The following is a 25,206-nucleotide window of genomic DNA, read 5'->3' as shown; positions in this document are numbered from 1 at the left end:
GCGGGGCTGTGTGATCTCTTGCACTTAGCCTTGGCCGCGAGCTCGGCTAAGATACCGGGGCCGGCCTGCTGCCGCATGTGACAAGGCAGCGGCGGCCGCGAGGTGCGGGGGGAAGACCGATGAAGAGATCGACCGACAGGCTGTTGGCGCTGGCGATGCTTGCCGTCGGCACTGCCTGTTTCGCCAAGCTTTATCCGGCGCTTGGCGGCAAGCCGCCGGCGATGGCGCGCCTGGAAGTCTTCGGTGTGGCCGGCTTGCTGTCGGTCCTTGCCGGGCTGCTGTTTCTCGCCGGCCTGCTGCCGGGCGCCGGCAGGCATGATCCGGCCGCCCCTTTGTTCGGCCGCGACGCCGAGATCGCGCCGGCAGGCCATCCACGACTGCGCCGCGCAGCACTCGCTTTGCCGCTTTTGGCCCTGCTCGTCATCATCGCCGACCAGTTCGGCCCGTGGCGGACACAGGAACCGCGCAGCGAGCCGGCGAAGGAAGTCGCCGCCGCGCCGGCGGAGCCGGCGCCCCGGCCATCCGAGCTAAAAACTACGCCGGAGGCGGGCGCAAAACCGGCCACGCCGGAGGCGAACATCGAGCCAGCCGCACCCGCGCAGCAAGAGGCAGCAAAGTCCGCGGTGCCCGAGCCGGTTGCAGTTCCCATCCAGCCGATGCAGCCGGCCGAGTACGCGCCACCGCAGCCTGCCCAACCGGCAAAGCCCGTCCAGCCGACCGAGCAGACGGCGCTCGCGCCCGTGCCGCCGCAGACGGTGGCGGCGCCTCCGCCGGCGCCTCCGCCTCAGCCGACGGCGCCGGAAGGTCATCGCGATGCCGTCGTCTGGCTGGCGGTGTCCGCCGACGGCCACGAGATCATGAGTGCCAGCACCGACCGCATGATCAAGCTCTGGGACATCAACGGCAAGCGGCTGATCCGCGATCTTGGCCAGCAAAAGGACATGGCGCGCAGCGCGCTTTTCATGCCCGACGGCAAGACGGCGCTGACCGCCGGCGACGACGGCGAGATCGTGCTGCGCCAGCTCTCCGACGGCACGGTGCTGCACGTCTTCTCCTCGGGGGCGAACGGCGGCGTCAGGCAGTTGAAGATCAGCCAGGACGGCAAGCGCGCCGTCAGTGGCCACGACACCGGTTCTGTGGTTGTTTGGGACCTGGAGAAGGGGACGGTGCTGCATGTGCTGCCTGGCCATGACTGGTCGGTGAGCTCCGTCGCCATCTCGCCCGACGGCACCAGGGCGCTCACGGGCAGCATCGACGGCGAGCTGAAGCTGTGGGATATCGTTGCGGGCAAGCAGCTGCGCAGCTGGCACGGCCACGACCGCGGCGCCTATGGCGCGGTCTTCCTGGCCGACGGCCACCACGCGGTGACCGGCAGCGGCGACTACACGATCAAACTCTGGGACCTCGACACTTTCAAGGAGATCCGCCGCTTCGACGGCCATTCAGGCACGGTCTATGCGCTGGCTCTGTCGGCCGACGGCAAACGTCTCGGTTCCGTCTCGCTCGACGGCACGGCGCGTATCTGGAACATGGACACCGGCGCCGAGATCGCCGAATTCGATCCCGGCACCGGACCAATGTACTCGGTGGCGTTCGCCGCCGACGGCACGCTATTGACCGGCGGCATCGACCGCACCATCCGCAACTGGCCGGCCACGGGAGGCGATGGCACGGTGCTGTTTGCCGGGGCACCGGAATAGTTTTTAGTGGAGGGTATATTTCAGTGCAGCCCAGCTTGCGCTATCAACTACTGTTGATTGCAAATGGACGGGCAATCTTGAGCAGTTACGAATGGCCACCTAAATCCCAGACACCAGTCTTTGGTCCGCGGGCGCCTCGTCCCGGATTGATGCTGAGCCTCGCCTTGGTCGTGATGGCGGGCTTCGTGCTGTTTGGACCAGCCTTGAACTACTACCAACAGTGGTCCGCGATAAGGAAGGCCGAAGCCGCCAAACTGAAAAAGGACTACGCGGAAGAGTATCGACAGCTTTCTTTACTGGCAAAAATGGGTAATCCCGGCGCCCAGTATGGTCTCGGGTTCTGTGCTGGGAAGGCCAAGGCGTAGCGCAAAGCCGCGAGCAGGCACTTTACTGGTGGCGGAAGGCTGCAGATGGAGGAAGCGCCCAGGCGGCCTACAGCATAGGTCGCGCCTACTATGTCGGCGAAGGCGTGGAGAGAGACTATAAGATTGCTGCGACCTGGGTAAGAAAAGCCGCCGACAACGAAGAGCCAAACGGCCAGAGTTTGCTCGGCACCCTTTATGCGCGCGGCCACGGTGTCAACCAGGATTTCGAGAGAGCATTCGAATGGTGGATGAAGGCCGCTGCGCGCGGCCAAGTCGATGCACAAACTGCCGTCGGGAATGCTTTCGCGCTGGGCAGCGGGGTCGGAAAGGATGATGCCCAAGCTGTTGTCTGGTACCGTAAAGCAGCCGAGCAAGGTAATATCCCGGCGCAGTCAGCGCTGGCCTTTGCCTATTCGACGGGCAAGGGTGTGGCCAGGAACGACGCGGAAGCCGCGTCTTGGTGGCTAAGAGCAGCGAACCAGGGAGATGCCTATGCGCAGTCCAGCCTGGGCATTGCTTATTTGACCGGTGCGGGCCTCCCCCAGAGCGACGAGAATGCCGTTTCATGGTGGCTCAAGGCGGCGAAGCAGGGAGACGCTTCGGCCGAATTGAATTTGGGCGCGGCGTATGCCACCGGCAGAGGCATATCGAAGGACGAGAAGTCCGGCGAATTCTGGTTGCTGCAGGCGGCCAGAACTGGAAATGTCACTGCCGAACTCAACCTCGGCAAGCTCTACTACAGCGGGATAGGTGGCAAGCCCAACTACCCGGAAGCCGGCAAATGGTTCGTTAAGGCGGCGGGGCATCGTAGCGAAGAAGCCAAGGCTTTTCTCCAACTCATGAAACAAAACGGCCAGTTCGACAGCAAGACGCTGTGAGTGCATCACCGATGATTTGCGAAAGCGATTGCGACGTCCGGTCTCGCCCCTTGCGGTGTTGATGTCCGGCAGGCAAGGGTAGCGCAATGCCACGCCAGCCGAGCAAATCATGCCCACCCTCCACCTCGTCGAAGCCTCGATCGCCGACCTGCGCCGCGCGCTGGAAGACGGCACCATCACCAGCGTCGAGCTGGTCGCGGCCTATCTCAAGCGCATCGCGCATTACGACCGCCACGGCATCGTGCTCAACGCCGTGCCCGTCCTCAACCCGAACATGTTCGAGGAAGCCGAAGCGTCCGACCGCCGCCGCCGCGAGGGCAAGACGCTCGGGCCGCTCGACGGCATCCCCTACACCGCCAAGGACAGCTACAAGGCCAAGGGGCTGACGGTTGCCGCCGGCTCGCCGGCCTTCGAGCATCTCACGGCGAACGAGGACGCCTTCACCATCGCCAGGCTGCGCGCCGCCGGCGCGGTGCTGATCGGCCTCACCAACATGCCGCCGATGGCCAATGGCGGCATGCAGCGCGGCGTCTATGGCCGCGCCGAAAGCCCGTATAATGCCGACTATCTCACCGCCGCTTTCGCCTCCGGCTCGTCCAACGGCTCGGGCACGGCGACCGCGGCCAGCTTCGCGGCCTTCGGCCTGGGCGAAGAAACCTGGTCGTCCGGTCGCGCGCCGGCCTCCAACAATGCGCTGGTGGCCTACACGCCTTCGCGCGGCGTCATCTCGGTGCGCGGCAACTGGCCGCTGGTGCCGACCATGGATGTGGTCGTGCCGCACACGCGAAGCGTCGCCGACATGCTGGAGCTGCTCGATGTGATCGTCGCCGACGATGAAGAGACGCGCGGCGATTTCTGGCGCGTGCAGCCTTGGGTGCAAATCCCGAAAGCCTCGGCGCTGCGGCAGGCGAGCTATGCCGCGCTTGCCGTGCAGGGCGCGCTCAAGGGAAAACGTCTGGGCGTGCCGAAGATGTATATCGGCAAGGATAAGGGCTCGGATCGCCCGATCGAGACGCGCGCCTCGGTGCTGGAGTTGTGGCGGCAGGCTGCGCGCGACCTGCAGGCGCTCGGCGCGCAGGTGGTCGAGGTCGATTTCCCCGTCGTCTCCAATTACGAGCGCGACCGTCCGGGCGCCCGCTCCATGGTCGATCGCGGGCTGGTGCCGAAGGAATTCGCCGAACGCGAGATCTGGGACCTTTCCATCTGGTCGTGGGACGATTTCCTGCGCGCCAATGCCGATCCCGCGATCCCCGATCTCGCTTCGGTCGACGGCGCAAAGATCTTCCCGCAGCCGCCGGGCACGCTGCGCGACCGCTATGGCGAGGCCGATTTCGATCTGGCGCAGTATGTCGAGCGCGCGAAGCAGGGCGTGGCGCGACTGGAAGATATCCCAACCATCGAGGAAGGCCTGAAGGGCCTGGAAGCAACGCGCCGTATCGACTTTGAGGACTGGCTCGATGCCAACCGCCTCGACGCAATGGTGCTGCCGGCGGTCGCCGATGTCGGCCCGGCCGATGCCGACGTCAACGAGGCTTCCGCCCGGCTTGCCTGGCGCAACGGCACCTGGGTCGCCAACGGCAATCTCGTTTGGCGGCATCTGGGCATCCCCACGGTGACCGTGCCGATGGGCACCATGGCCGATATCGGCATGCCCGTCGGCCTGACCTTCGCCGGCAAGGCTCATGACGACGTGGCGTTGCTGAGGATTGCCGGCGATTATGAGTGCGCCACAAGGCGCCGCACCGCTCCGTCGCGCACGCCGCCGCTGGCGGACGATGTGTTTGCGGCGGGCAGCGGTGTGACGAGTGGTGCGGGCGGTGCGCCGTTTGCCCTGATGCTGACCGCCGAAACGGTCCGCGCCGGTGATACGGACGAGATCACGATCGCGCTGGAGATCGAGGCGGGCAGGGCGGAACCGGAGGCGGCCGTGAAAGTCCACGTTAATGGCGAGCCGGTGATCATGCAGGCCGGCGGTAACCGCTATACCGGCCGGATCGTGCTGCCGGCCTCTACGCATCAAGGCTTCCACAGCGTCTGGCGCGGTTCCTATGGCTCTATCGTCACCGCGATCGTAAGGCTGGCAGACGGGCGCGCTGCCGGGGCGTATGTCGTGACTGGCGGGATTGGCTGAGGCGACGAAGTTGCCGATCTCCCCACAAGAGGGGAGATTAAGCGCTCTGGCGCCGGCGCTTCCCCACAAGGCGCTCCCACTATCCCATCCAATCCACCGCCAGCGCTGTCACCCCGAATATCGCGCCTGCCGCGCACACCGCGTTCCATCCGCCCCACGCCCAAGCCACCCCCGCCAGCAGCGAGCCGATCGCGCCGCCGATGAAGAAGATGCCGACGAACAGCCCGTTGATGCGGCCGCGCGCCTTAGGCTGCAGCAGGTTGACGGCCCGGCGGCCGAGCGTCTGGTCGCCGGTGACGCCGATGTCGAGCAGCACGGCGCTGACACCCATGAGGATGAGCGGCAGCCATGCGTCGCCGGCCTTGGCTGCGCCCGCCCATGCGGCGAGGCCGAGCGCCGCGATCAGCACGAGGTGGCACAGGATCGTGGCGGAACGCGTAAAGCCGCGATCGCCGGCGCGGCCGAAGATCGGCGTCACCGCCGCACCCCCAGCGCCCACCAGCGCGAACAGGGCAATGCCTTTCTGGCCGAGATTGAAGGGCGGAGCGGAGAGGCGAAGCGCCACCGCGGTCCAGAACACGCTGAAGGCGGCCATCACCAGGCTGGCGGTAAAGGCGCGGCGGCGCAGCACCGGCTCCTGACCCAGAAGTCCGATCAGCGAGGCGATGAGCTCCGCATAGGTCGCATGCGCCACCGGTTTCCGCCTCGGCAGCGTCAGGCCGAGCAGGATGGCGAGCAGCGCCAGCGCCGCGGCGCTGATGCCGTAGAATGCGCGCCAGCCGAAGGCGTCGGCGACGAGGCTGGCAATCGGGCGCGACAAGAGGATGCCGATCATCAGCCCGCTCATCACGTCGCCGATGACGCGTCCGTCCTGTCCGGGCGGCGCCATCGAGGCCGCGACCGGCACCAGCACCTGGATGCAGGAACAGGCGGCGCCGAGCACGAACAGCATGGCAAGCAGCGAGGGGGCGGCCGGCGCGAACGAAGYGACCGCCGCCGCGAGCGCCGCCGCGCAAAGCATGCGCAGAACCAGCACGYGGTTCTCGACGAGATCCGACAGCGGCACCAGGAGGAACAGTCCMGCCGCATAACCGAGCAGCGTGGCCATCGAGACGAGCCCACCCTCCGATGCCGCGGCGCCCAACGACGGGCCGATCAGCCCGACCAGCGTCTGCGGCGCGAACAGATTGGTGACGATGATGCCGACAGAGGCGGCGAACAGCAGCGTCTGGGACCGGGTGATGGTGCCGCCTCCGGCATGCGGCGACGGATCGCCGAACTTGGCCGTCGCGATCCGGGCGTTGTCTGTTCCGTTCATGGGTAGCCTCGCTGTCCGCATATTTCGCGAGGACTTTATTCGCATTGATCATAATGCTACAATTCAAATGATCTGATAATGATTATGCGAGATACGCATGAACATCCATGACCTCGAAGCTTTCGTCGCCGTTGTCGAAACCGGCTCGATCGTCGGCGCCTCGGCTAGGCTCAACCTCACCCAGCCCGGCGTGACGCGTCGGGTGCAAAATCTCGAGGAGCAACTGGCGACGTCCTTGCTCGACCGCCAGTCGAAGCCGCTCAAGCCCACCGCGTCCGGCCGCGAGGCCTATGAGCATGGCCGCCGCGTGCTGCGCTCGCTGGAGGATATGAAGGCGGGCGTCTCGCCGGACGGCGAGGTGAGGGGCGAGTTCCGCCTCGGCATCATGCCTTACCTTTCGACCAGCGCGCTGTCCGAGCCGCTCGACAGTCTGCGCGCAGCCTTCCCGCAACTGACGCTCAAGATCACCTCCAGCCTCTCGCCGCGCCTGGTGGAGCAGGTGCTGCACAGCGAGATCGATGCCGTCGCCGTCTGCCTTGCCGAGGGCGTCGCGCCGCCGCCCGAGCTCGTCGGCGACGATCTCGGCGTGCAGGCGGTGCTGCTGGTGGCCTCGCCAAGCCTTGGCGTGCCGAAGCCGGCCGAGCTCAACGATCTCGCACGCTATCCTTGGGTGCTCAACGAAAGCGGCTGCGGCTTCCGCGCTTTCATCCGCCACCGCTTCGAGGCGGCGCGGCTGCCTTTCCATGTCGGCGTCGAGGCGCAGGGCGCGGATCTGAGAATGTCGCTGGTGGCGCGCGGCCACGGCATCGGCGTCGTCACGCCCGGCGCGCTGTCAGGCAGCCAATGGCGCGACGCGGTCGAGGTGGTCGACTGCCCCGGCTTCAAGCCGCAGGTGCGCTGCTGGCTGCTCCACCGCCCCCCGGCCGGCCGGCTGGCGCGCCCGATCGCGGTCTTCCGCGATGCGCTGGCCGAGGCGCTAAAGGGGCCGATGCCGCTGATGTCGTGAGGGCCAGGCTTATGTTCCCCCAGGCAGTCGAAAAAGCGACTTCAACATCTTGCCGAAGCTAAGTGTCAAAGACCGCCGGAGAGAGTGGACTGCGCCGCCCTTTGAATTCGCAATCTCCGCGTCTTGCGACCGGGGCAAGGAGGCGAGCCACGAATCCCAAAACTTCTGCTGCATGGAGACGAACACGGGCATCACATCATAGCCGTCGTCAAATATATTGACTAGGTCGCCCTTTTTGGGACGCTCACCTGTTTTCACTTTGCAGACCACCAATCCTCGACTCATCTCTGTCACGGTGCCTTCAGGGAAAACATTGGCGCTCGCGCCATAACAAAAGGGTAGTAGTCCTTCCACTTCGAGCTGATTGCGGATTTGGCATAGGGCTTCGAAATAGTCGTCCTCTTCAGCAGCGATGACTTTATTGCGATAGCTGCAGGTAAGCCTGCAGCGGCTCCCCACATTGCGCGGCGTGAACACCGCCTGCTCGTCACCTCCCGTGCCTCCTCCGATCAGGAACACCGTGTATTGTTCGTCCATTGTCATCCCCCGCTCTCTCGACCATATTAGTTGTGATTGATCATAAATACAACTAAAAATTGTAGATGGGTCGCGCGAGTTGCTGCTTGCTGACTCCTGCCTCGTCCTTGACCCGACCCCCACCTCCGCTATCTTCGCGCCATGCCGAACACCGCTCCCTCCRCCGCCGCGCCGCTGATCATCATCGACCTGCAGACCGGCATGTTCGACGGCCGTTTCGACCCGCCAATCCATGACGCCGACACGATCGCCGAGCACGCCCGCAGGCTGATCGACTGGGCGCGGCGTTCCGGCCGCAAGGTGGCGTTCGTGCGTCATGACGGGCCGGAAGGCGACCCGCTTGCGCCGGGCGCCTCCGGCTGGCCGGTCTGGCCGCCGCTCGGCCAGGCGACCGACGAGCCGACTTTCGGCAAGAAGGTCGGCAACGCCTTCTCGAACCCCGAACTCGCCGAATGGGTGGCCGGGCAGGGCGCGAAGGACGTCGTGCTCATCGGCGCTCAGACCGATTTCTGCGTCGCCGCCACGGTGAAGGGCGCCTTCGCCGAAGGGCTCGGCGTCACGGTAGTTTCCGACGCGCATTCGACGCAGGACAGCGAAAAGGAAAAGGCGCCCGACATCATCACCCGCCACAACGAGGCGTTCGCCGGGCAGGGCGCACGGATGGCGACGACGGCTGAGCTGACCGAAGGCTGAGCGCACCGTCCCTTCTCCCACAACAAGGGGAGAAGGGACGAACCACAACCCAAGGAGTCCCATCTTGCCCACCCTCACTCTTCCCGCCGAAGGAGGCTGCCGCTGTGGCCGCGTGCGACTGAAGATCTCGGCAAGGCCATTGCTCACCATGGCCTGTCACTGCACCGGTTGCCAGTCGATGTCGTCCAGCGCCTATTCATTGAGCGCGGCGGTCCCCTCGGAAGGGTTCGAGGTAACCAAGGGCGAGCCGGTGGTCGGCGGTCTGCACGGCGCGTCGAAACACTATTTCTGCGGCTACTGCATGACCTGGATGTTCACGCGGCCGGAAGGGATCGACTGGTTCGTCAATCTGCGCCCGACCATGCTCGACGACCACGCCTGGTTCACACCCTTCATCGAAACCTGGACGGCTGAGAAACTGCCCTGGGCGGAGACATCGGCCGTGCACAGCTACGAAGCGCTGCCCGCCTTCGAGGAATATGAGGGACTGGTCGCCGAATACGCCGGCACCCAGGGTTGATCGAGGACTGTGCAGATAAAAAAGCGGCGACCTAGGGCAAGGTCGCCGTTGCCATCTCCGTACATGGTCGACGCGGCCGTTGGGGGCGCATTGTTGGGGATGTGCTTGGGCGTCCGCGTCGACCACGGCGGCCTCATACCGCAGGCTTCACCATGGCACATTTGCCGCCCGCTGAAACTTCCGCGAAAACGGTATATTGCGGCGGTTGCACTTGCCTTCCTGCACACGGACGAGAAAGCAAGGGCGAAACACTTTCTCCCTCGAACCGCATTGACCTCGTCCGCACGACCGGCGACGACTGACGCTTTCCTTTTCAAGGGATTGCATCGTGAACCAGACTCATTTTCTCAACGCCAGGCTTGCCGATGGCTCGCTTTGCGACCTCACCGTCGCCGGCGGCCGCTTCAGCGCTGTCGCGCCTGCCGCTAATGCGCCGCTGACCGGCGCTATCGATCTCGCCGGCCAGTTGGTGCTGCCGGCTTTCGTTGAGGGCCATATCCATCTCGACACTTCATTCTACGGCGATGTCTGGCGCCCGCACATTCCCTGCACCAACGGTTTTGACGTGCGCGAGCGGGTCGCCTTCCAGATGCGCAACCTCGAGCAGGCAGCACCCATGGCGGAGCGGGCGAGAAACCAGCTCGAGCTCTGCGTGGCGCATGGCAGCCTCGCCATGCGCAGCCATGTCATGGTCGATGCCGCGGTCGGGTTGAAGCATGTGGAGACGATCCTTGGGGTGCGGGAGAAATATCGCGACCTGATCGATATCCAGCTTGTCGCCTTCCCGCAGAGCGGCATCCTATCCTCGCCAGGCACTGCGGAATTGCTCGACGAGGCGCTTAAGCTCGGCTGCGACCTGATCGGCGGGCTAGATCCGGCAAGCTTCGACCGCGATGTGAACGGACACCTCGATGTGGTGTTCGGCCTTGCCGAAAAACGCGGCGCCGGTATCGACATCCACTTGCATGACCGCGGCACGCTTGGCCTGTTCGAGATTGAGGAGATCGTCGCCCGGACCATAGCGTCGGGCATGCAAGGAAAGGTCGTTGTCAGCCACGCCTACGGGCTGGGCGATATTTCCGCCGAGGCGCTGGCCGCCGCGGCCGAGCGCATCGCCGTTGCCGGAGTCGCCATCATGACCAACGCGCCCGGCGATCATCCATTCCCGCCGGTGGCGGCGCTGCGCAAGGCGGGCGTTACCGTCTTCGCCGGGTCCGACAACATCCGCGATTCCTGGTGGCCCTATGGCGATGGCGACATGCTCAACCGCGCGAACATGATCGGCTATCGCTCCGGCTTCTACGAGGATTGGGAACTGGAAGCGGCCTATGATGTGGTGAGCCATGCCGGCGCCAAGGTGCTAGGCCTCGAAGGCTACGGCATCGCCGTCGGCGCCAGGGCGGATTTCGTCGCGCTGAGGGCCGAGCATGTCCCGGAAGCGGTGGTGGCGGTGCCGAAGGAGCGCACCGTGTATCGGGCCGGCAGGGAAGTAGCCCGGGGTGGGAAGCTGGCCACCTAGGTCGCCTTACATATCGCTCGCCTAATATTGCCGGAGAAGCTATATTGCACCCGAGTGGCTTGGAGGGATAGCCATGTCGGAATTCAATGTCGGCTTCGTGGTTTTCCCGGGCATCACCCAGCTCGATTTCACCGGTCCTTTCGAGGTTTTGAGCCGGCTCGCAACGCCACCCTCTATGTCCGAGCCGAGCAGGTTTGCTAACGCGCAGACTTACGTCGCGGCAAAAACCATGGCGCCGGTCGAGAGCGATCGGGGCCTCCTGTTGATGCCCAACTGCACCTTTGAAGGCTGTCCGCCGCTCGATCTGATCTGCGTGCCTGGCGGCGCCGGCATCGTCGAAGCGCTCGCTGACGCGGAGACGCTTGGTTTCATCAGCCGTCAGGCCGCGGGTGCGCGTTACGTGACATCGGTCTGTATCGGCGCCTTTCTGCTTGGCGCCGTCGGGCTGCTGCGGGGAAAGCGGGCCACCACCCATTGGGCCCACACCAGCCTGCTGCCGCTTGTCGGCGCGACTTACGAAAAAGCGCGTATCGTGCGCGACGGCAATGTCTTCACCTCGGCTGGCGTTTCCGCCGGCCTCGACTTCGCTTTCGCGATCATCGCTGAACTTGCCGGAGTTGACGTTGCAAAAGCCATCCAGCTCTCGATCGAGTACGACCCTGAGCCGCCTTTCGATGCCGGCCATCCCGACAAGGCATCCAAGGCGGCAACGGCGCTGATGACACAGCGCAACGCCGCAGCCCGCGCAGGGATAGAGCAGGCGCTGGGTGGTAGGCTCGCGTCGTCGGCCAACTGAGCGGCGGCCGGCTTTGCAGCTTGTGCGCCGACGCCGCATGTTTCCACGCGGGCTCGGGATTTGCCATGAAGAGAGAATACTCAAAGCCGACGCTCGTCAGCAAAGGCCGGCTTTCGGCACAGACCGCGAGACCAAGTGGTTCGGATGCGCAGGCGCCGGAGTAAGGCGCAGCCCTTAAGGGACGTGAATCGCTGCACCAGGCGACAAGCCCAAGCGTCTGACATTGCAGGCTACGCCGCCTGGCAGGCCGCATGCCCGATCCCATAAATTAATTTGCATGCATATGTTTCAAGCCGCCTCGGCTTCGTGAAGCATTTCACCGTTCGTGCGCAATCCACCGGTTACAGACGCATCGCAAAAGCGGCGCTGGGTGAAGAGGCGGCACCGGTTTGCGCCGCTGATTTATGGGAGCTTTCCATGTTCAAAAGTCTCAACCGGATCCGCGCCGCCTTCGCGCAGGCAAGCAAGCGCCGCCGCACGACGCGCCAGCTCAACGAACTGCCGACCGAGATCAAGAAGGATATCGGCTGGCCGGAACAGTCGAACCACCTCGACGAAATCCGGTTGCCATTTTAGGACATTTGAGAGCCGGCGGCATGGAGCGCATGAACGCCCAAGCCGCCGGCCAGGCCGTCAGCCGGCCGGCTTGTAAGCGCCGGCTGCCTTGTTGGCGGCCGCGATCACTGCCTTCATGTCGAGCTCTTCAAGGACGACGAGATCGCTTACCGAACCGCTTGCCCGCACCGCGAGCGTCATCCCCATCCCGGCGATCTGGTCCGGCACCTCGCCGTTGACGATGACGTCATAGAGGCCGCGCGTGAACATCAGGCTGTTCATCTTGCCGCCCACGCTTTCAAACAGCGCTGCGATTGCAACCTCACGGTTCGATCCTTGCATCAGCCCTTTGGCGGCGTGGGGTTCATAAGTCGCCAATATGGTAACCTTCATGGGACTCTCCTCCTAATATCACTGCCTCGGCCACCCAATGATGTGGGCAGCACGGACGTGCCTGTTCTCTCCTGGCATTTGACTGGTCTGTCCGTGGACCGCTCGGGCAGTCCTGGCCAACGGGCGGTCCAACCGGAGCGAAGGCTCCGGCTTGGCATAATATGCGCCTTTTCTAATATAACGGCAATCTTGCGATGTTCCGGGACCTGCAAACGCGGGTCGTCAGGCTAGCCACCAGAGTCCGCCGATCACCAACGCGACCGCCAGCACAATACCTGCCAGCATCATATAGGAGCCGATGATCATCTCGCGGATGATCTTCTTGATGCTGGCGCGGTCGTTGAGGTTGGGGAAGGGTTCGTTGGGAAGCGGAACGCCGAGGAAATCGCAGAGCGGACCCCAGCCGTCGGTGACCTTGAATATCAGGAGCCTCTCAGGGGATACCGCCGCTTTCACTTCGTCGATATAGGCGTTGTAGCGCGCCACCGCCTTGTCGCGGTCATTCATCACGCCTTTCAGCGTGCGGCCCCACACCAGCTTGCGCGACATGTCGCCGAACTTGCGGCCGAAAGGCGTCAGCCATTCCAGCACCTTGAACTGCCAGACATTCTCGGTGAAGTAGATCGTGTCGATAGTGCTGTCGTACCAGGCTTCGGCACCGCGCGGATGCAGCGTCAGAAGCACTTTGGCGCGGGGGTACGCGGCCATCAATTCCTTCCACACGCAACAGCCTGGATTATCGACGGTGGCCTTGTAGTGGGCGAACACCCGGTTCCAGTCGTGCTGGCTGCCCGGCGGGCTGTTCGCCACCTTGCGCCAAAAATCCAAATGGCCCTTGTTTGCCTTGTTGATGATGACTTCCTGCATATGATAGCTCGGAAGACCGAGCCGGTTCAGTGCGGCGAAAGTCGACCACGTGCCAGTGCGGCCGAAGCCGGCCCCGATGACCTCGAGCGTCATTGCGCGTCCCCATTGGTCCGGATTGATTTTCTCGCGGTTTCCGGATCCCTGGTTTAATCGTGCGCCTGTCCGCCCAGTCGCGCAACGGTTTTCCATTAGCATTCGGTGAAATTTCTGGGCCAGATGTCGCCTCGACGATGCGCCATGACCGTTTTGTGTATTCACGCGAAGGGCGCGGCCTGATAATAGGTCAACCAGGCTGACCTAAATAAACACGCCCCGCGGGAGGTGCGCCTTGACCCTGTTGAACCTTCTGGCCTCGCGCTCCTCGCGCATGAAGGCTTCGGAAATCCGCGAGCTGTTGAAGCTGCTCGACCAGCCGGACATCATCTCCTTCGCCGGCGGCATTCCCGACCCGTCGCTGTTTCCAGCCGAAGCGATCGGCGATGCCTACCAGGCGGTGCTGGGCGGCACGGACGCGGGGGCAGCGCTGCAGTATCAGGTCAGCGAAGGCTTCCTGCCGCTGCGCAAATGGCTGGCCGCCTATATGGGCAAGCTTGGCGTTCAATGCGACGAAGGCAACATCTTCATCACCTCCGGCTCGCAGCAGGCGCTCGACTATCTCGGCAAGCTCTTTTTGTCCCCCGGCGACACTGCGCTTGTGACATGGCCGACTTATCTCGGCGCGCTGCAAGCCTTCAACGCCTATGAGCCGCGCTATGACCGGTTGAACACCGCCGGTGGCAACATGACGCCGGAGGCCTATCGCGCTGCCGCGGCCGCAAATGGCGGCAAAGTGAAGTTCGCCTATCTGGTGCCGGATTTCGCGAATCCGACCGGCAGCACCCTGGACACCAAGCAGCGCGAGGCGGTGCTCGACTTGGCCGGCGAGCTCGACATCGCCGYCATCGAGGACGCCGCCTATCGCGCGCTGCGTTATGACGGCGAGGGTGTGCCGCCGATCCTGGCGCTCGACTGCGCCCGCTCCGGCGGCATCGATCATGCGCGCACGCTCTATTGCGGCTCCTTCTCGAAAATCCTGTCGCCCGGCATGCGCGTCGGCTGGGTCTGCGCGTCGCGTCATGTGGTGGAAAAGCTGGTGCTGATGAAGCAGGCCTCCGACCTGCACAGCCCCTCGATCAACCAGATGGTCATGCACCGCGTCGCCGAAACCATTTTCGACGCCCAGGTGGACAAGCTGATCGGCGCCTACCGCAAGCGGCGCGACGCGCTGCTTGGCGCGCTCGAAGCCAACATGCCCGACGGCGTTTCCTGGAGCCGCCCGGACGGCGGCATGTTCGTCTGGCTGACGCTGCCGGAAGGCACGGACGCCACCGAGCTGCTGGCGCGCTCGGTCAAGGAGGCGCGCGTCGCCTTCGTGCCGGGCAACGCCTTCTACGCCGACGGCACCGGCCGCAACACGCTGCGCATGTCGTTCACGCTTGCCGACGACCGCGCGGTGAACGAAGGCGTGCCGCGGCTGGCGAAGCTGCTGCGGGGATAAGCCTTCAATCACCGCCGTCTCGCGCAGGCGTGATTGGTAGTGCGCAGGCGTGATTGTTCGCGCGGCCGATTCCTCGGTTAGTGTCGTGATCGATCCAACACCCCCTGGATCGACCGGCCGTGGGGTCCCACCTCCATAGTCCGAACGAAAGAGCCCCGACGGCCTCCACCGGCGGGGCTTTTTCTTTGTCCAGGCAGGCGGTCGCGCCTGCTTGCCCTTTTTCGGGCCGCTTTTCCGCTACGCTGTGTTGTTCAGGGAGGATCAAATGATCTTGCGCGTCAGCTTCACCATGCTTGCCCTGGTCGCCTTGGCCACCCAGGCGCAGGCGTTCGAGATATCCAGCCCCTCGGTCTCCGACGGCAAATGGGATGCGAAATATCTCGGCGACAAGGCCGGCTGCGGTGGGCAGAGCGTCTCGATCGCGCTTGCCTGGAAGGATCCGCCGGCCGGCACGAAGAGCTATGCGCTGACCATGTTCGACACCGACGCCAACGGCGGCAAAGGGTTCTGGCACTGGCTGGCCTGGAACATCCCGGCGAGCGCCAAGGGACTGCGCGAGGGCGCCGGCGCGCAGGGTGGCAAGCGCATGCCCAAGGGCTCGGTACTGGGTAAAGGCGACGTCGGCCGCGTCGGCTATTTCGGCCCGTGCCCGCCGCCCGGCAGCGGCGACCATCACTATGTCTTCACGCTCTATGCGCTGGGCGAAAAGACGCTGCGCACGCCGGACAATCCGCTGCCGGACATGGTCTCGGTCGCCGCCAAGAGTTCCGCGCTCGGCCAGGCGACGGTGACGTATACTTATGGAAGGTAGCTAATCTCCCCCCTTGATGGGGAGATTACCCTCACTCCGCCGCCTCCAGCTTGTCCTGCGTCTTCGTCTCGAAGTCGCTGGCGTCGTGGCGCTCGCGCAGCTGGAAGGCCGGATCGCCGGACATGCGGTTGACCATGCGCCCGCGGCTCACCGCCGGCCGCGCATCGATCGCGTCGGCCCAGCGCTGGACGTTCTTGTACTCGTGCACGGACAGGAACTCCGCGGCGTTGTTGTAGCTGCGGCCCTTGGCGAGCCCGCCATACCAGGGCCAAACCGCAATGTCGGCGATGGTGTAATCGGGGCCTGCGAGATATTCGCTCTCCGCCAGCCTGCGGTCGAGCACGTCCATCTGCCGCTTGGTCTCCATGGCGAAGCGGTCGATCGCATATTCGATCTTGTGCGGCGCATAGGCGTAGAAATGGCCGAAGCCGCCGCCGAGATAGGGTGCGGAACCCATCTGCCAGAACAGCCAGGAAAATGTCTCCGCGCGCGCCGCGCGCTCGGTCGGCAGGAACGCGCCGAATTTTTCGGCGAGATAGGTGAGGATCGAGCCGGACTCGAACACGCGCACCGGCTTCGGCTCGCTGCGGTCCATCAGCGCCGGGATCTTCGAGTTCGGGTTGACCTCGACGAATCCGCTGCCGAACTGGTCGCCGTCGCCGATCTTGATCAGCCAGGCGTCGTATTCCGCGCCCTTGTGGCCGAGCGCCAGAAGCTCCTCCAGCATGATCGTCACTTTCTGACCGTTGGGCGTGGCCAGCGAGTAGAGCTGCAGCGGGTGCTTGCCGACCGGCAATTCCTTCTCATGCGTCGGGCCTGCGATCGGCCGGTTGATCGAAGCGAACTCACCGCCATTCGGCTTGTTCCAGGTCCAGACTTTCGGCGGGATATATTCGTCCATGTGCGGAGGCCCTGTAGGTTCGGAGAACTGCGACGTCTGCTGATGGCGATAGACTTAGGTGCGGTTGCGCGCGCGTCAAAGAAAAAAGTTCAATCTTCGTTGAACTAGCGCTTGTACCAGCATGCAGGGCTTCCCTCCTCCCACTGGGAGAAGGACGAGGGCCCTTGCGCCGCGCGCCTCCGGCCATACTTAATAGGCGAAGACCCGCAATGCAGGATGGATCGATGACCATCGGGAAAATTTCGCGCTCCGTCGTTGCCGTGCGCGCCATGGTGCCGGACGACGCTTTCACCGCCAACGCGCTGGGCACGCGCCGCGAAGGCAGCGGCGTGGTGATCCGCGACAATGGGCTGGTGCTCACCATCGGCTACCTCATCACCGAGGCCGAGGAGGTGTGGCTGACCGACCAGGACGGCCGCGTGGTCGCGGCCCACGCGCTGGCCTACGACCAGGAGACCGGTTTCGGTCTCGTCCAGGCGCTGGCGCCGCTCGGCCTGCCGCCCGTCCAGTTCGGCAACGCCAGGAAGGCCAATATCGGCGATGCCGTGACGCTCGCCGACGGCATCGGCCAGCAGGTCGATGCGCATATCGTCACCAAGCAGGAATTCGCCGGCTACTGGGAATATCTGATCGACGAGGCGATCTTCACGGCGCCCGCGCATCCGTCCTGGGGCGGTGCCGCGCTGTTCGACGGCGACGGCAAGCTGCTCGGTGTCGGTTCGCTGCGCCTGCAGATGAGCCGGGCCGGCGAGGTCGCCGACATCAATATGGTGGTGCCCATCGACCTTTTGACGCCGATCCTCGACGATCTCATCAAGCGCGGCCAGACCGCGACGGCGCCGCGCCCTTGGCTCGGCGCCTTCTCGGCCGAGTCGAACGGCATGGTGGTGGTGATGAGCGTGGCGGAAGGTGGCCCGGCCGCCAAGGCGGGCCTGCGTCAGGGCGACATCATCTCCGACGTGCGCGACGGCGAGGTAGACGGTCTGGCGGATTTCTACAGAAAGCTCTGGCAGAACCCGGCCGGCTCGGAAATACCGCTGCGCGTCGTGCGCGACGGCCGCGAGACCTGGCTGCGCGTCAAATCCGCCGACCGCAATTCCTTTCTGAAAAAGCCGCAACTCCAATAGGTTCGGCGCCCTTATGCATCCCAGGCTGCTGAAAACCTTTCTGGCGGTCGCGCGCACCCGCAACGTCACGCGCGCGGCGCAACAGGTCAATCTCGCGCAGTCGAGCGTCAGCGACCAGATCCAGGCGCTGGAAACCGAGCTGGGCGCCAACCTCTTCACCCGCTCGCGGCAGGGGCTTACCCTGACGCCGGCCGGCGAGGCGCTGAAACCCTATGCCGAGGACCTGCTGACGCTCGCCGACGATGCCCGCGCCGTCATCGATGCCACCAAAGCCGAGGCGGCCGGCAGCCTGTCGATCGGCGCCCTGGAGACGATCGCCTCGGCAAGGCTTGCCGGCTGGCTCGCCGGTTTCCGCGCCGCGCATGCCGGCATCGACATCAAGCTTAAGGTGGCCGGCAGCGGCGAGTTGCTGCGCCGGCTGGAGGACGGCGAGATCGACGTCGCTCTCTGCTTCGAGCGGTCCAATATCGGTGAGCCGGACCTGCGCTTTGCCAGGCGCGTCGTGGCGGCCGAGCCGCTTGCGCTGATCGTGCCGCCCGGCGACAACCGCGCGGATGTCGATCTGGCGGCGCTGGCCGAGAAGCACTTCGTCGCCACCGAGACCGGTTGCGTCTACCGGGCCATGGTCGACAAGGCGTTTGCCGAAGCGGGCCTGGGCAAACCTAGCCTCGCCGCCGAAGCAGGCAGCATCGATGCCATCGCCGGCCTGGTGGCGGCCGGCGCCGGCTTTGGCCTCGTGCCGCGGCTCGCGGTCGCTGCCGCGATCGACCGCGGCGAGGTTGCCGAACTTGCCTGGCCCGGCCCGGTCCGCTCGGCGGACGTCGTGATGATCTGGCGCCGCCGGCGCGTCCAGCCGCCGGCGCTGAAGGCGCTGCTCACCGCTGTGGGGGAGGGCTTCGTCCCGGTCAAATCAGACGGTGCCCGCCCTCGACATGCAGCGTCTCTCCCGTCGTGAAGCCATTGCCGATCAGGAAGCGGATCGCGTCGGCGATGTCCTCGGGCCTTCCGACCCGCCCCGCAGGCAAGCGCTCCGCCATCGCGGCAAGCGTCTCGTTCTTCGCATCGCCAACGACGAACCCCCAGATCGGCGTGTCGACCCAACCCGGCGAGACGGCGTTGACGCGGATCGGCGCCAGCTCGACGGCCAACGCCCGCACCAGCCCTTCCAGCGCCGCGTTGACCGCGGCGACCACCGAGCCGCGCGCTGCGGGTCGGTAGGCGGCGATGCCCGAGACGAAGGTGAGCGAACCGGACGGAGGCAGTATCGGCGCTCCATGCTTGGCAAGCAGCAGCGGTCCGTAGAACTTGCTTTCCACCACACGCTGCGCGGCTGAAAGCTCGACCTCGGGCAGCAGCCGGTAGGCGCCCTCGATTGCAGCGGCGGTGCTGACGATATGGTCGAGCCGGCCGATGCGCTGAAACAGTGCGGCGACCTCATCCTCGCGGCCGATGTCGGCCACCGCCGTTTCAAGCGTGTCCCGACGGCCGAGCGCTTCCCGCGCCGCGCTCAGCTTCGCTTCGCCGCGCCCGGCGATGATGACGTGCGCGCCTTCCGCGAGGCAGCGCTTGGCAAGCGCCAGCCCCATACCCGAGCTGCCGCCGACGACCAGGATTCTTTGCTTGTCCATGTCCATACCTTTCCTTTGCATGGAGAGGGTTTGGCAGGTCGCAGGGCGAAGCGGAAACGGAAGAAACCGATGGCGCCATCGGAAACTCCGATGGCGAGGCCGACGGGCTCGCCGACTGTCAGCTCAGGCTCTGGCATAAACGGTCGCGAGAACCTGGCCGCGCGGGAAACCCGGCTCCTCGCGGTCCTGCGCGAGGAACCGCAATTTCGGCAGCCTTGACTTGGGCGCTGCCCGTTCCAGATGCACAGTACGGGCTCCGAGTTCATGCATTGCGCGCACTCCTGATCGTCGACGTATTTCAGGCTGACGAATGCCCGCCGAAAGGAGATATCTGTGAACAACAAGTCGCTTATCATGCTGGCCACGTCGCTGGTTTCCGGCCTCCTATTCTCGTTCGGCGCAACGCCCATGGCGGCGGCGCAAAGTGCTGCAACCAACATAGTGGTCGGCGCCGACACGACCTTCCCGCCATTCGAGACCGAGACGAATGGCGAGGTCACGGGCTTCGACATCGACATGATCAAGGCGATCGCCAAGGCCGAGGACATGACGGTCAGCCTGAAAACGCTGCCGTTCAACGGCATCATTCCAAGCCTGCAGGCCGGCTCGATCGATGCCGCGGTTGCCGGGATAACCATCAAGACCAGCCGCATGCAGAACGTCGATTTCAGCGACGCCTACTATAAATCCGGCTTGTCGGTGCTGGTGAAGAAGGACTCCGGCATCAAGGGCTTCGACGACCTCAAGGGCCATGTGGTCGCCACCAAGAAGGCAACCTCGTCCGTCGATTATCTGACCAGCCACGGCTTCGCGGCGGATTATGTGAAGCAGTTCCAGAGCATCGATGCCGCCTACCAGGCGCTCGAGACCGGCGGCGCGGACGCGGTCATCTTCGACAATCCCGTCAACGTCAACTTCAAGGCCGGCCACGACAATGTCGAGACCGTCGGCCCGCTGCTGACCGGCGAATATTACGGCATCGCCATCAGCAAGCAGAAGCCGGAGCTGGTCGAGAAGATCAATGCCGGCCTCGCCAAGATCAAGCAGAACGGTGAATACCAGAAGCTTTTCGAGAAATATTTTGGAGGTGACACCAGCGGCGTCGTCAATGAGGTGCAAAAACCGGCCTCCGTTGCGATTTCGGGCTGAGGACCGTTCGGATCGACCGAACGACGGATTCCCTCAGCTTCCCGACCTGTCCGGCCGGAGGGAGCGCATGGCGCGAGCCATGCGCACCGCCGGCGAGGCAGGCGGGAAATAGCATTCCAAGGCACGGTCCATGGGCTCGATCTGGCAAAACCTACCCGTCATCCTTGATGGCCTGCGGCTCACCATCCAGTATTCGATCGTCGCTATCCTCCTGATGGTGGTCATCGGCCTGTTCGCGGCGCTGATGCGCCTGTCGACAATCGCGCCGCTGCGCTGGATCGCCACCGGCTATGTCGAGATTTTTCGATCCACCCCGCTGTTGGTGCAGCTTTTCTTCATCGTGCTCGGCCTGCCGGCGATCCTGCCCGTCAACCAGTGGTTCGGTCAGCTCACCTATCCCATCCTCGCCGCCGCCTTCACGCTCAGCCTCAACGAGGGCGCCTATGTCACCGAGATCATTCGCGCCGGCATTCTCGGCGTCGACCGGGGCCAGAAGGAGGCGGCGCAGTCGATCGCCATGAACGGCTTCCAGACGATGCGCTATATCGTCCTGCCCCAGGCGTTCAAGCGGATGATTCCGCCGCTGGTCAACCAGGCTGCGCAAACGATCAAGGACACCTCGCTGCTGGCGCCGGTCGGCATCGCCGAGCTGGTCTACAAGGGCGAGATCGTGATCGCCGAGACCTTCGCGTCCTTCGCCATCTGGGGGCTGATCGCCGCCCTCTACTTCGTCCTCATCTTCTCGCTGTCGAAGTTCTCGTCCTATCTGGAGAGGAGGCTTCAAGTTGATAAACGTTAAGGACCTTCACAAGTCCTTCGGCCACAACGAGATCCTCAAGGGGATAACCACCCATGTGGAGGAAAGGGAGGTCGTCGTCGTCATCGGCCCGTCGGGAAGCGGCAAAAGCACGTTCCTGCGCTGCCTGAACGGGTTGGAGAAGGCAACCAGCGGCGAGATCGAGATCGCCGGCATGGTGCTGACCGATCCGAAGACGAACATCCACCAGCTGCGCCAGCATGTCGGCATGGTGTTCCAGCAGTTCAACCTGTTCAAGCACCTGACCATTCTGGAGAATGTCACGATCGGCCCGCGCAAGGTCAAGAAGATCTCGGTCGAGGAGGCCAACAGGGTCGCGCGCGAATTGCTGGCCAAGGTCGGCCTCATCGGCAAGGAACAAAGCTACCCCGACGAGCTTTCCGGCGGCCAGCAGCAGCGCGTGGCGATCGCGCGCTCCCTGGCGATGGGACCGGCGGTCATGCTCTTCGACGAGCCGACCTCCGCGCTCGATCCCGAAATGGTGGGCGAGGTGCTTCAGGTCATGAAGACCCTCGCCGTCGAGGGCATGACGATGGTCGTCGTCACCCATGAGATGGGTTTTGCCCGCGAGGTCGGGCACCGGGTGATCTTCATGGATGACGGCATGATCGTCGAGGAGGGGGCGCCGAAGGCGCTTTTCTCGGATCCGCAGAGGGAGCGCACGAAGAGCTTCCTGGCGAAGATCCTGTAGCGCCAGACCGCCGGATTCCCCTCCATCGGCCTTAGTGCCTGCTTCTGCTGACAGAAACTGGCAACAGAGGAGGCTACATGGGCCGCGGAATCGGCGAGACTGTCTCCCGGTCAGCAATGCGGCAGAGGTGGCGATGGCCCCGATCAAGGTCGATCCAGACAAGGTGCGCGAGTTCCGCGATGCCGACAGCTTCTATGCGTGGCTGGCCGACAACCATGCCGGCGAAAGCGAGGTCTGGATCAAGGTTCACAAGGTCGGTTCGGGGCTGGCATCGATCACGCCGAAGGAGGCGATCGACGTCGCGCTCTGCTTCGGCTGGATCGATGCGGTTCGCAAGTCGCTTGACGACAAGAGTTTCCTGCAGCGCCACACGCCGCGCGGCAAAAAGAGCATCTGGAGCAAGATCAACATCGACAATGTCGCGCGCCTGATCGAGGCGGGCCGCATGACCGAGCATGGCCTGCGCGAGGTCGAGGCGGCCAAGGCCGACGGTCGCTGGGATCGCGCCTATGGCGGATCGAGGGAGATGACCATCCCGCCCGACCTGCAGGCAGCAATCGATGCCGAGCCGAAGGCGAAAGCGATGCTGGAGAGGCTCTCGGCGCAGAACCGCTTCGCGCTCGCCTTCCGCACCCACAACATGAAGACCGAAGCGGGACGCAGGAAGAAGATCGCCGATCTCGTCGCCATGCTGGCGCGCGGCGAAGCGATCCACCCGCAGAAGAAGAAGCCGTAAACGCAAACAAAAACGCCGCCCGAAAGGGAGGGCGGCGTTTTCGGAAAGCGATGATCCTGAACCCTTTGCAAGCGGTCGCGGATCATCCGGTCATGAAGTTCGAAACGCGTCGGGCCTTACGCAGCCTTCTTCGCAACATGCTTCTTCGCATGGTGCTTGCGCACGTGATGCTTCTTGGCGTGATGCTTCGAATGCTTCCTCACGTGGTGATGCTTGCGAGCATGATGACGATGATGCTTGCGGTGATGCTTCTTGTGCGGGCCATTGCTGGCCGGCTTGGCGGCATCGGTAGCTGCCGGCTTCGCGGCTTCGGTGGTCGCAGCCGGAGCCGTGGTCGTCGCCGGAGCCGTGGTCGTCGTCGTGGCGGTCTGGGCATTGGCGGCCGGCACCGCGAAAGCGAGCGCGACGGCAAGGCCGAGTGCGGAAAGAAGGGTCTTTTTCATAATCGGCAATCCTTGGGTTTAAGATCGATGTCTTTGTCGCGCGCCGCAAATTCGGCTGCTCCGGTACCGCTTATGACAGCCGCTTTTTTCGCGAGTTTTTCCCGACTGTTGAATCTTGTTTCCAGATTGTGTCTGACGCTTTCCCTTGCGGAAAGAGATGGCCGCCTGCGACGAAGGCGACCGTGCATCCGGCTGGTTTGGAGGCAGGCTTTTCATGAGCCCGATCGCACGATGCGTGCGAATTGCGCGCCCTAATCATTCGATCCGATCGATGCCATCTTGCTGCTGACATACCGAACGGGAGCAGGAGCAATGACCACCAACATAGATCACTCCGGCAAGGTGACGCTCGTCACCGGCGGCAACCGGGGCATCGGCCTGGAAACGGCGCGCCAGCTTGCGGAACTCGGCTTCAGCGTCCTCATCGGCGTGCGTGATCTTGCCAAGGGCGAGGCAGCGGCGAAGACGCTTGGCGGCAAGGTCGAAGCCATCGAGCTGGATGTCGCCGCGCCCGAGGCGGCAGCCCGCGCCGCGGCCGAGGTCGAACGCCGGTTCGGCCGGCTCGACGTTTTGGTCAACAATGCCGCGATCCACTATGACCCTTCGGCGCGGGCGCTCAAGCCCGACTGGACGGTGATCCGCGAGGCCTTCGAGACCAATGTCTTCGGCGCCTGGCGTGTGGCGGTGGCTTTCGCGCCGCTGCTTCGCGCCTCCGGTCGCGGCCGGCTGGTCAACGTCTCGTCGGAAGGCGGCTCGCTCGCTTCGATGGGCGCCGGCGCGCCGGCCTATTCGGCCAGCAAGGCGACGCTCAACGCGCTGACCCGCATCCTGGCGGCCGAGCTGCGCGGCGCGGGCGTGCTGGCCAATTCGATCTGCCCCGGCTGGGTCGCGACCGACATGGGCGGTCCCGGCGGCCGTCCCGTCGCGCAAGGCGCCGCCGGCATCGTCTGGGCCGCGACCTTGCCCGACGACGGCCCGACCGGCGGCTTCTTCCGCGACGGCAAAAAGCTGCCGTGGTGAGCAGGCATCGATGAGGCGGATATTTCCCAAATTGGGTAAATCCTTCTTGTTCCCGCTTTGGGAAATGGCTATATGGGTGCATGCAAATCGTCAGCAGGAAAGCGCTCGTCACCTTCTGGACAACGCACCCGCAATCAAAAATGCCGCTGACGGCCTGGTTCAATGCATCGAGCAAGGCCGAGTGGAAGGGACCGGCTGACATCAAGGAACAGTTCGGCACAAACGTCGATTTCGTAGCTGATAATCGAGTGGTGTTCGACATTGCGGGCAACAAGTACCGGCTGATTGTGCATGTCAGCTATACGTTCAAGAGGGTGCTCATTAAGTTCGTCGGCACCCACGCGGAGTACGACAAGATAGACGCGGAGAAGGTGTGATGGACAACATCCGACCCATCAGGAACGAAGCCGATTACGATTGGGCGATTGCGGAGATCACTCGCTATTTTGACAAGGAGCCGGTTCCCGGCACGCCTGACGCCGATCGTTTCGATGTTCTTGCTGAACTCATCGAAGCATACGAGGCAAAGAACTACCCTATCGCGGAGACCGACCCGGTGGACGCGATCACTGCTCATATGGAGATGGCCAATCTCGGCAGGCACGCGCTGGTAAAGCTGCTCGGGTCAGCGTCGCGCGCATCTGAGATTCTAGCCCGCAAGCGAGCGCTGACGATGGATATGGCTTTCAAGCTCAATCGTGAATGGCATATCCCCGCAGAGGTTCTGATCGCCCCTTATCACTTGGCCGACCAGGGCAACAAAAAGGATAAAAAAGCCGCCGCTCGTGCTTGATTGCCCGGGGTATCTCATCCCCGTGCGACCGCCTCTTGGTCGTTTCCGGCAACTGGTCATCCCATTCATCCGCCATGCTACGAAAATAGCATTCCAGGCCCGCGAAATGTGATGCTAGGCTCGCGCCCGTGCACCCAAGGCACACTGCGGCCCAGTCCGCAAACAGGAGGACCTGCAAGAGGAGGAGCGCAGAGCGGGATCGAGGCTCCAATCCAAAATCCGAAAGAACCATTGAACCATCGCGAGGCCGCCGCGTTTCCTGTGGTTGGCCACCA

Annotated in this window: 28 protein-coding genes; 21 read left to right on the top strand and 7 right to left on the bottom strand. The window is 64.2% G+C overall.

From position 1 onward, the window contains the following. Positions 1–119: 119 nt before the first annotated feature. The 4 genes from LCM4577_RS08845 (at position 120) to LCM4577_RS08830 (ending at position 5,074) form a co-directional block, all read left to right on the top strand. On the top strand, positions 120–1,700 hold the full coding sequence (locus tag LCM4577_RS08845; protein WP_071070792.1) for a WD40 repeat domain-containing protein: 1,581 nt from the start codon (positions 120–122) through the stop codon (positions 1,698–1,700). Between the two features lie 77 nt (positions 1,701–1,777). Continuing rightward, positions 1,778–2,065, top strand: coding sequence for a hypothetical protein (locus LCM4577_RS08840; RefSeq protein WP_131803438.1), 288 nt, complete (start codon positions 1,778–1,780; stop codon positions 2,063–2,065). Next, positions 2,041–2,943 (top strand): SEL1-like repeat protein, encoded by a 903-nt coding sequence (locus tag LCM4577_RS08835; protein WP_371410038.1) that lies wholly within the window; start codon positions 2,041–2,043, stop codon positions 2,941–2,943. Before LCM4577_RS08840 ends, LCM4577_RS08835 begins: the two co-directional genes overlap by 25 nt. Before the next feature lie 109 nt (positions 2,944–3,052). Continuing rightward, the gene (locus LCM4577_RS08830) at positions 3,053–5,074 is read left to right on the top strand and encodes an amidase (protein ID WP_071030920.1); all 2,022 of its coding nucleotides are present in this window, start codon (positions 3,053–3,055) and stop codon (positions 5,072–5,074) included. Between the two features lie 79 nt (positions 5,075–5,153). Here LCM4577_RS08830 and LCM4577_RS08825 read toward each other — a convergent pair whose 3' ends face one another. Continuing rightward, the gene (locus LCM4577_RS08825) at positions 5,154–6,392 is read right to left on the bottom strand and encodes an MFS transporter (protein WP_116390005.1); all 1,239 of its coding nucleotides are present in this window, start codon (positions 6,390–6,392) and stop codon (positions 5,154–5,156) included. A 97-nt stretch (positions 6,393–6,489) separates the two neighbouring features. Between LCM4577_RS08825 and LCM4577_RS08820 the strand changes: the two genes are divergently transcribed. Next, the gene (locus LCM4577_RS08820; RefSeq protein ID WP_071070786.1) at positions 6,490–7,398 is read left to right on the top strand and encodes a LysR family transcriptional regulator; all 909 of its coding nucleotides are present in this window, start codon (positions 6,490–6,492) and stop codon (positions 7,396–7,398) included. A 9-nt stretch (positions 7,399–7,407) separates the two neighbouring features. On the opposite strand, the gene LCM4577_RS08815 is transcribed toward LCM4577_RS08820, so the two are convergent. Next, positions 7,408–7,935: a hypothetical protein gene (locus LCM4577_RS08815; protein WP_371410035.1), complete on the bottom strand. Its 528-nt coding sequence runs from the start codon at positions 7,933–7,935 to the stop codon at positions 7,408–7,410. A gap of 141 nt (positions 7,936–8,076) precedes the next feature. Here LCM4577_RS08815 and LCM4577_RS08810 point away from each other — a divergent pair, with 141 nt between their 5' ends. The 5 genes from LCM4577_RS08810 (at position 8,077) to LCM4577_RS08790 (ending at position 12,039) form a co-directional block, all read left to right on the top strand. Beyond that, positions 8,077–8,628 (top strand): isochorismatase family protein, encoded by a 552-nt coding sequence (locus LCM4577_RS08810; protein WP_071070784.1) that lies wholly within the window; start codon positions 8,077–8,079, stop codon positions 8,626–8,628. A 64-nt stretch (positions 8,629–8,692) separates the two neighbouring features. Continuing rightward, positions 8,693–9,148: a GFA family protein gene (locus tag LCM4577_RS08805; protein ID WP_041012435.1), complete on the top strand. Its 456-nt coding sequence runs from the start codon at positions 8,693–8,695 to the stop codon at positions 9,146–9,148. A 325-nt stretch (positions 9,149–9,473) separates the two neighbouring features. Continuing rightward, positions 9,474–10,667, top strand: coding sequence for an amidohydrolase family protein (locus LCM4577_RS08800; RefSeq protein ID WP_371410037.1), 1,194 nt, complete (start codon positions 9,474–9,476; stop codon positions 10,665–10,667). A 73-nt stretch (positions 10,668–10,740) separates the two neighbouring features. Continuing rightward, a complete protein-coding gene (locus tag LCM4577_RS08795) occupies positions 10,741–11,463 on the top strand; it encodes a DJ-1/PfpI family protein (RefSeq protein WP_071070782.1) in 723 nt (240 codons plus the stop codon). Positions 11,464–11,769: 306 nt separating this feature from the next. Further along, a complete protein-coding gene (locus LCM4577_RS08790; RefSeq protein WP_131803220.1) occupies positions 11,770–12,039 on the top strand; it encodes a hypothetical protein in 270 nt (89 codons plus the stop codon). A gap of 57 nt (positions 12,040–12,096) precedes the next feature. On the opposite strand, the gene LCM4577_RS08785 is transcribed toward LCM4577_RS08790, so the two are convergent. Beyond that, positions 12,097–12,411 carry a GYD domain-containing protein gene (locus LCM4577_RS08785; RefSeq protein WP_040980665.1) on the bottom strand — a complete coding sequence of 105 codons (315 nt, stop codon included), beginning with the start codon at positions 12,409–12,411 and terminating at the stop codon, positions 12,097–12,099. Positions 12,412–12,633: 222 nt separating this feature from the next. Next, entirely contained in the window at positions 12,634–13,473 is an 840-nt protein-coding gene (locus LCM4577_RS08780) for a sulfotransferase family protein (RefSeq protein WP_371410034.1), read from the bottom strand. A gap of 172 nt (positions 13,474–13,645) precedes the next feature. Between LCM4577_RS08780 and LCM4577_RS08775 the strand changes: the two genes are divergently transcribed. Continuing rightward, positions 13,646–14,815 carry a PLP-dependent aminotransferase family protein gene (locus LCM4577_RS08775; protein ID WP_198541033.1) on the top strand — a complete coding sequence of 390 codons (1,170 nt, stop codon included), beginning with the start codon at positions 13,646–13,648 and terminating at the stop codon, positions 14,813–14,815. Between the two features lie 265 nt (positions 14,816–15,080). Next, the gene (locus LCM4577_RS08770; RefSeq protein ID WP_041009509.1) at positions 15,081–15,626 is read left to right on the top strand and encodes a YbhB/YbcL family Raf kinase inhibitor-like protein; all 546 of its coding nucleotides are present in this window, start codon (positions 15,081–15,083) and stop codon (positions 15,624–15,626) included. Between the two features lie 31 nt (positions 15,627–15,657). Here LCM4577_RS08770 and yghU read toward each other — a convergent pair whose 3' ends face one another. Continuing rightward, complete coding sequence (gene yghU, locus LCM4577_RS08765; RefSeq protein WP_041009511.1) at positions 15,658–16,527, bottom strand: glutathione-dependent disulfide-bond oxidoreductase; 870 nt, start codon at positions 16,525–16,527, stop codon at positions 15,658–15,660. A gap of 224 nt (positions 16,528–16,751) precedes the next feature. On the opposite strand from yghU, the gene LCM4577_RS08760 reads away from it, so the two are divergent. After that, on the top strand, positions 16,752–17,654 hold the full coding sequence (locus LCM4577_RS08760; protein WP_040980673.1) for a S1C family serine protease: 903 nt from the start codon (positions 16,752–16,754) through the stop codon (positions 17,652–17,654). Positions 17,655–17,667: 13 nt separating this feature from the next. Continuing rightward, the gene (locus LCM4577_RS08755) at positions 17,668–18,609 is read left to right on the top strand and encodes a LysR family transcriptional regulator (RefSeq protein WP_071030930.1); all 942 of its coding nucleotides are present in this window, start codon (positions 17,668–17,670) and stop codon (positions 18,607–18,609) included. Here LCM4577_RS08755 and LCM4577_RS08750 read toward each other — a convergent pair. Next, the gene (locus LCM4577_RS08750) at positions 18,560–19,288 is read right to left on the bottom strand and encodes an SDR family oxidoreductase (RefSeq protein WP_071070776.1); all 729 of its coding nucleotides are present in this window, start codon (positions 19,286–19,288) and stop codon (positions 18,560–18,562) included. The two genes, LCM4577_RS08755 and LCM4577_RS08750, sit on opposite strands and share 50 nt — an antisense overlap. A gap of 327 nt (positions 19,289–19,615) precedes the next feature. Here LCM4577_RS08750 and LCM4577_RS08745 point away from each other — a divergent pair, with 327 nt between their 5' ends. From LCM4577_RS08745 to LCM4577_RS08730, 4 genes are all read left to right on the top strand, one after another. Further along, positions 19,616–20,431, top strand: a complete 816-nt coding sequence (locus LCM4577_RS08745) for a transporter substrate-binding domain-containing protein (RefSeq protein ID WP_198541030.1) — start codon at positions 19,616–19,618, stop codon at positions 20,429–20,431. Positions 20,432–20,561: 130 nt separating this feature from the next. After that, positions 20,562–21,230, top strand: coding sequence for an amino acid ABC transporter permease (locus LCM4577_RS08740; RefSeq protein WP_040980680.1), 669 nt, complete (start codon positions 20,562–20,564; stop codon positions 21,228–21,230). Continuing rightward, positions 21,217–21,939 carry an amino acid ABC transporter ATP-binding protein gene (locus LCM4577_RS08735; protein WP_071070774.1) on the top strand — a complete coding sequence of 241 codons (723 nt, stop codon included), beginning with the start codon at positions 21,217–21,219 and terminating at the stop codon, positions 21,937–21,939. Before LCM4577_RS08740 ends, LCM4577_RS08735 begins: the two co-directional genes overlap by 14 nt. Before the next feature lie 133 nt (positions 21,940–22,072). Further along, positions 22,073–22,675: a YdeI family protein gene (locus LCM4577_RS08730; protein ID WP_071030933.1), complete on the top strand. Its 603-nt coding sequence runs from the start codon at positions 22,073–22,075 to the stop codon at positions 22,673–22,675. Between the two features lie 116 nt (positions 22,676–22,791). Here LCM4577_RS08730 and LCM4577_RS08725 read toward each other — a convergent pair whose 3' ends face one another. Continuing rightward, the gene (locus tag LCM4577_RS08725) at positions 22,792–23,118 is read right to left on the bottom strand and encodes a hypothetical protein (RefSeq protein ID WP_071030934.1); all 327 of its coding nucleotides are present in this window, start codon (positions 23,116–23,118) and stop codon (positions 22,792–22,794) included. Between the two features lie 312 nt (positions 23,119–23,430). Here LCM4577_RS08725 and LCM4577_RS08720 point away from each other — a divergent pair, with 312 nt between their 5' ends. The 3 genes from LCM4577_RS08720 to LCM4577_RS08710 all read left to right on the top strand — a co-directional run bounded on the left by LCM4577_RS08720 (position 23,431) and on the right by LCM4577_RS08710 (position 24,931). Continuing rightward, positions 23,431–24,138, top strand: coding sequence for an SDR family NAD(P)-dependent oxidoreductase (locus LCM4577_RS08720; RefSeq protein WP_071070772.1), 708 nt, complete (start codon positions 23,431–23,433; stop codon positions 24,136–24,138). Between the two features lie 80 nt (positions 24,139–24,218). Further along, positions 24,219–24,515 carry a type II toxin-antitoxin system HigB family toxin gene (locus tag LCM4577_RS08715; RefSeq protein WP_041009523.1) on the top strand — a complete coding sequence of 99 codons (297 nt, stop codon included), beginning with the start codon at positions 24,219–24,221 and terminating at the stop codon, positions 24,513–24,515. Beyond that, positions 24,515–24,931: a type II toxin-antitoxin system HigA family antitoxin gene (locus LCM4577_RS08710; protein WP_071070770.1), complete on the top strand. Its 417-nt coding sequence runs from the start codon at positions 24,515–24,517 to the stop codon at positions 24,929–24,931. The genes LCM4577_RS08715 and LCM4577_RS08710 overlap by 1 nt, the downstream gene beginning before the upstream one ends. Positions 24,932–25,206 lie beyond the last annotated feature (275 nt).

Origin of the sequence: Mesorhizobium sp. LCM 4577 (assembly GCF_001854795.2) — a bacterium.
GTDB lineage: Bacteria > Pseudomonadota > Alphaproteobacteria > Rhizobiales > Rhizobiaceae > Mesorhizobium > Mesorhizobium plurifarium.
This window is presented reverse-complemented; position numbering and strand designations above follow the sequence as displayed.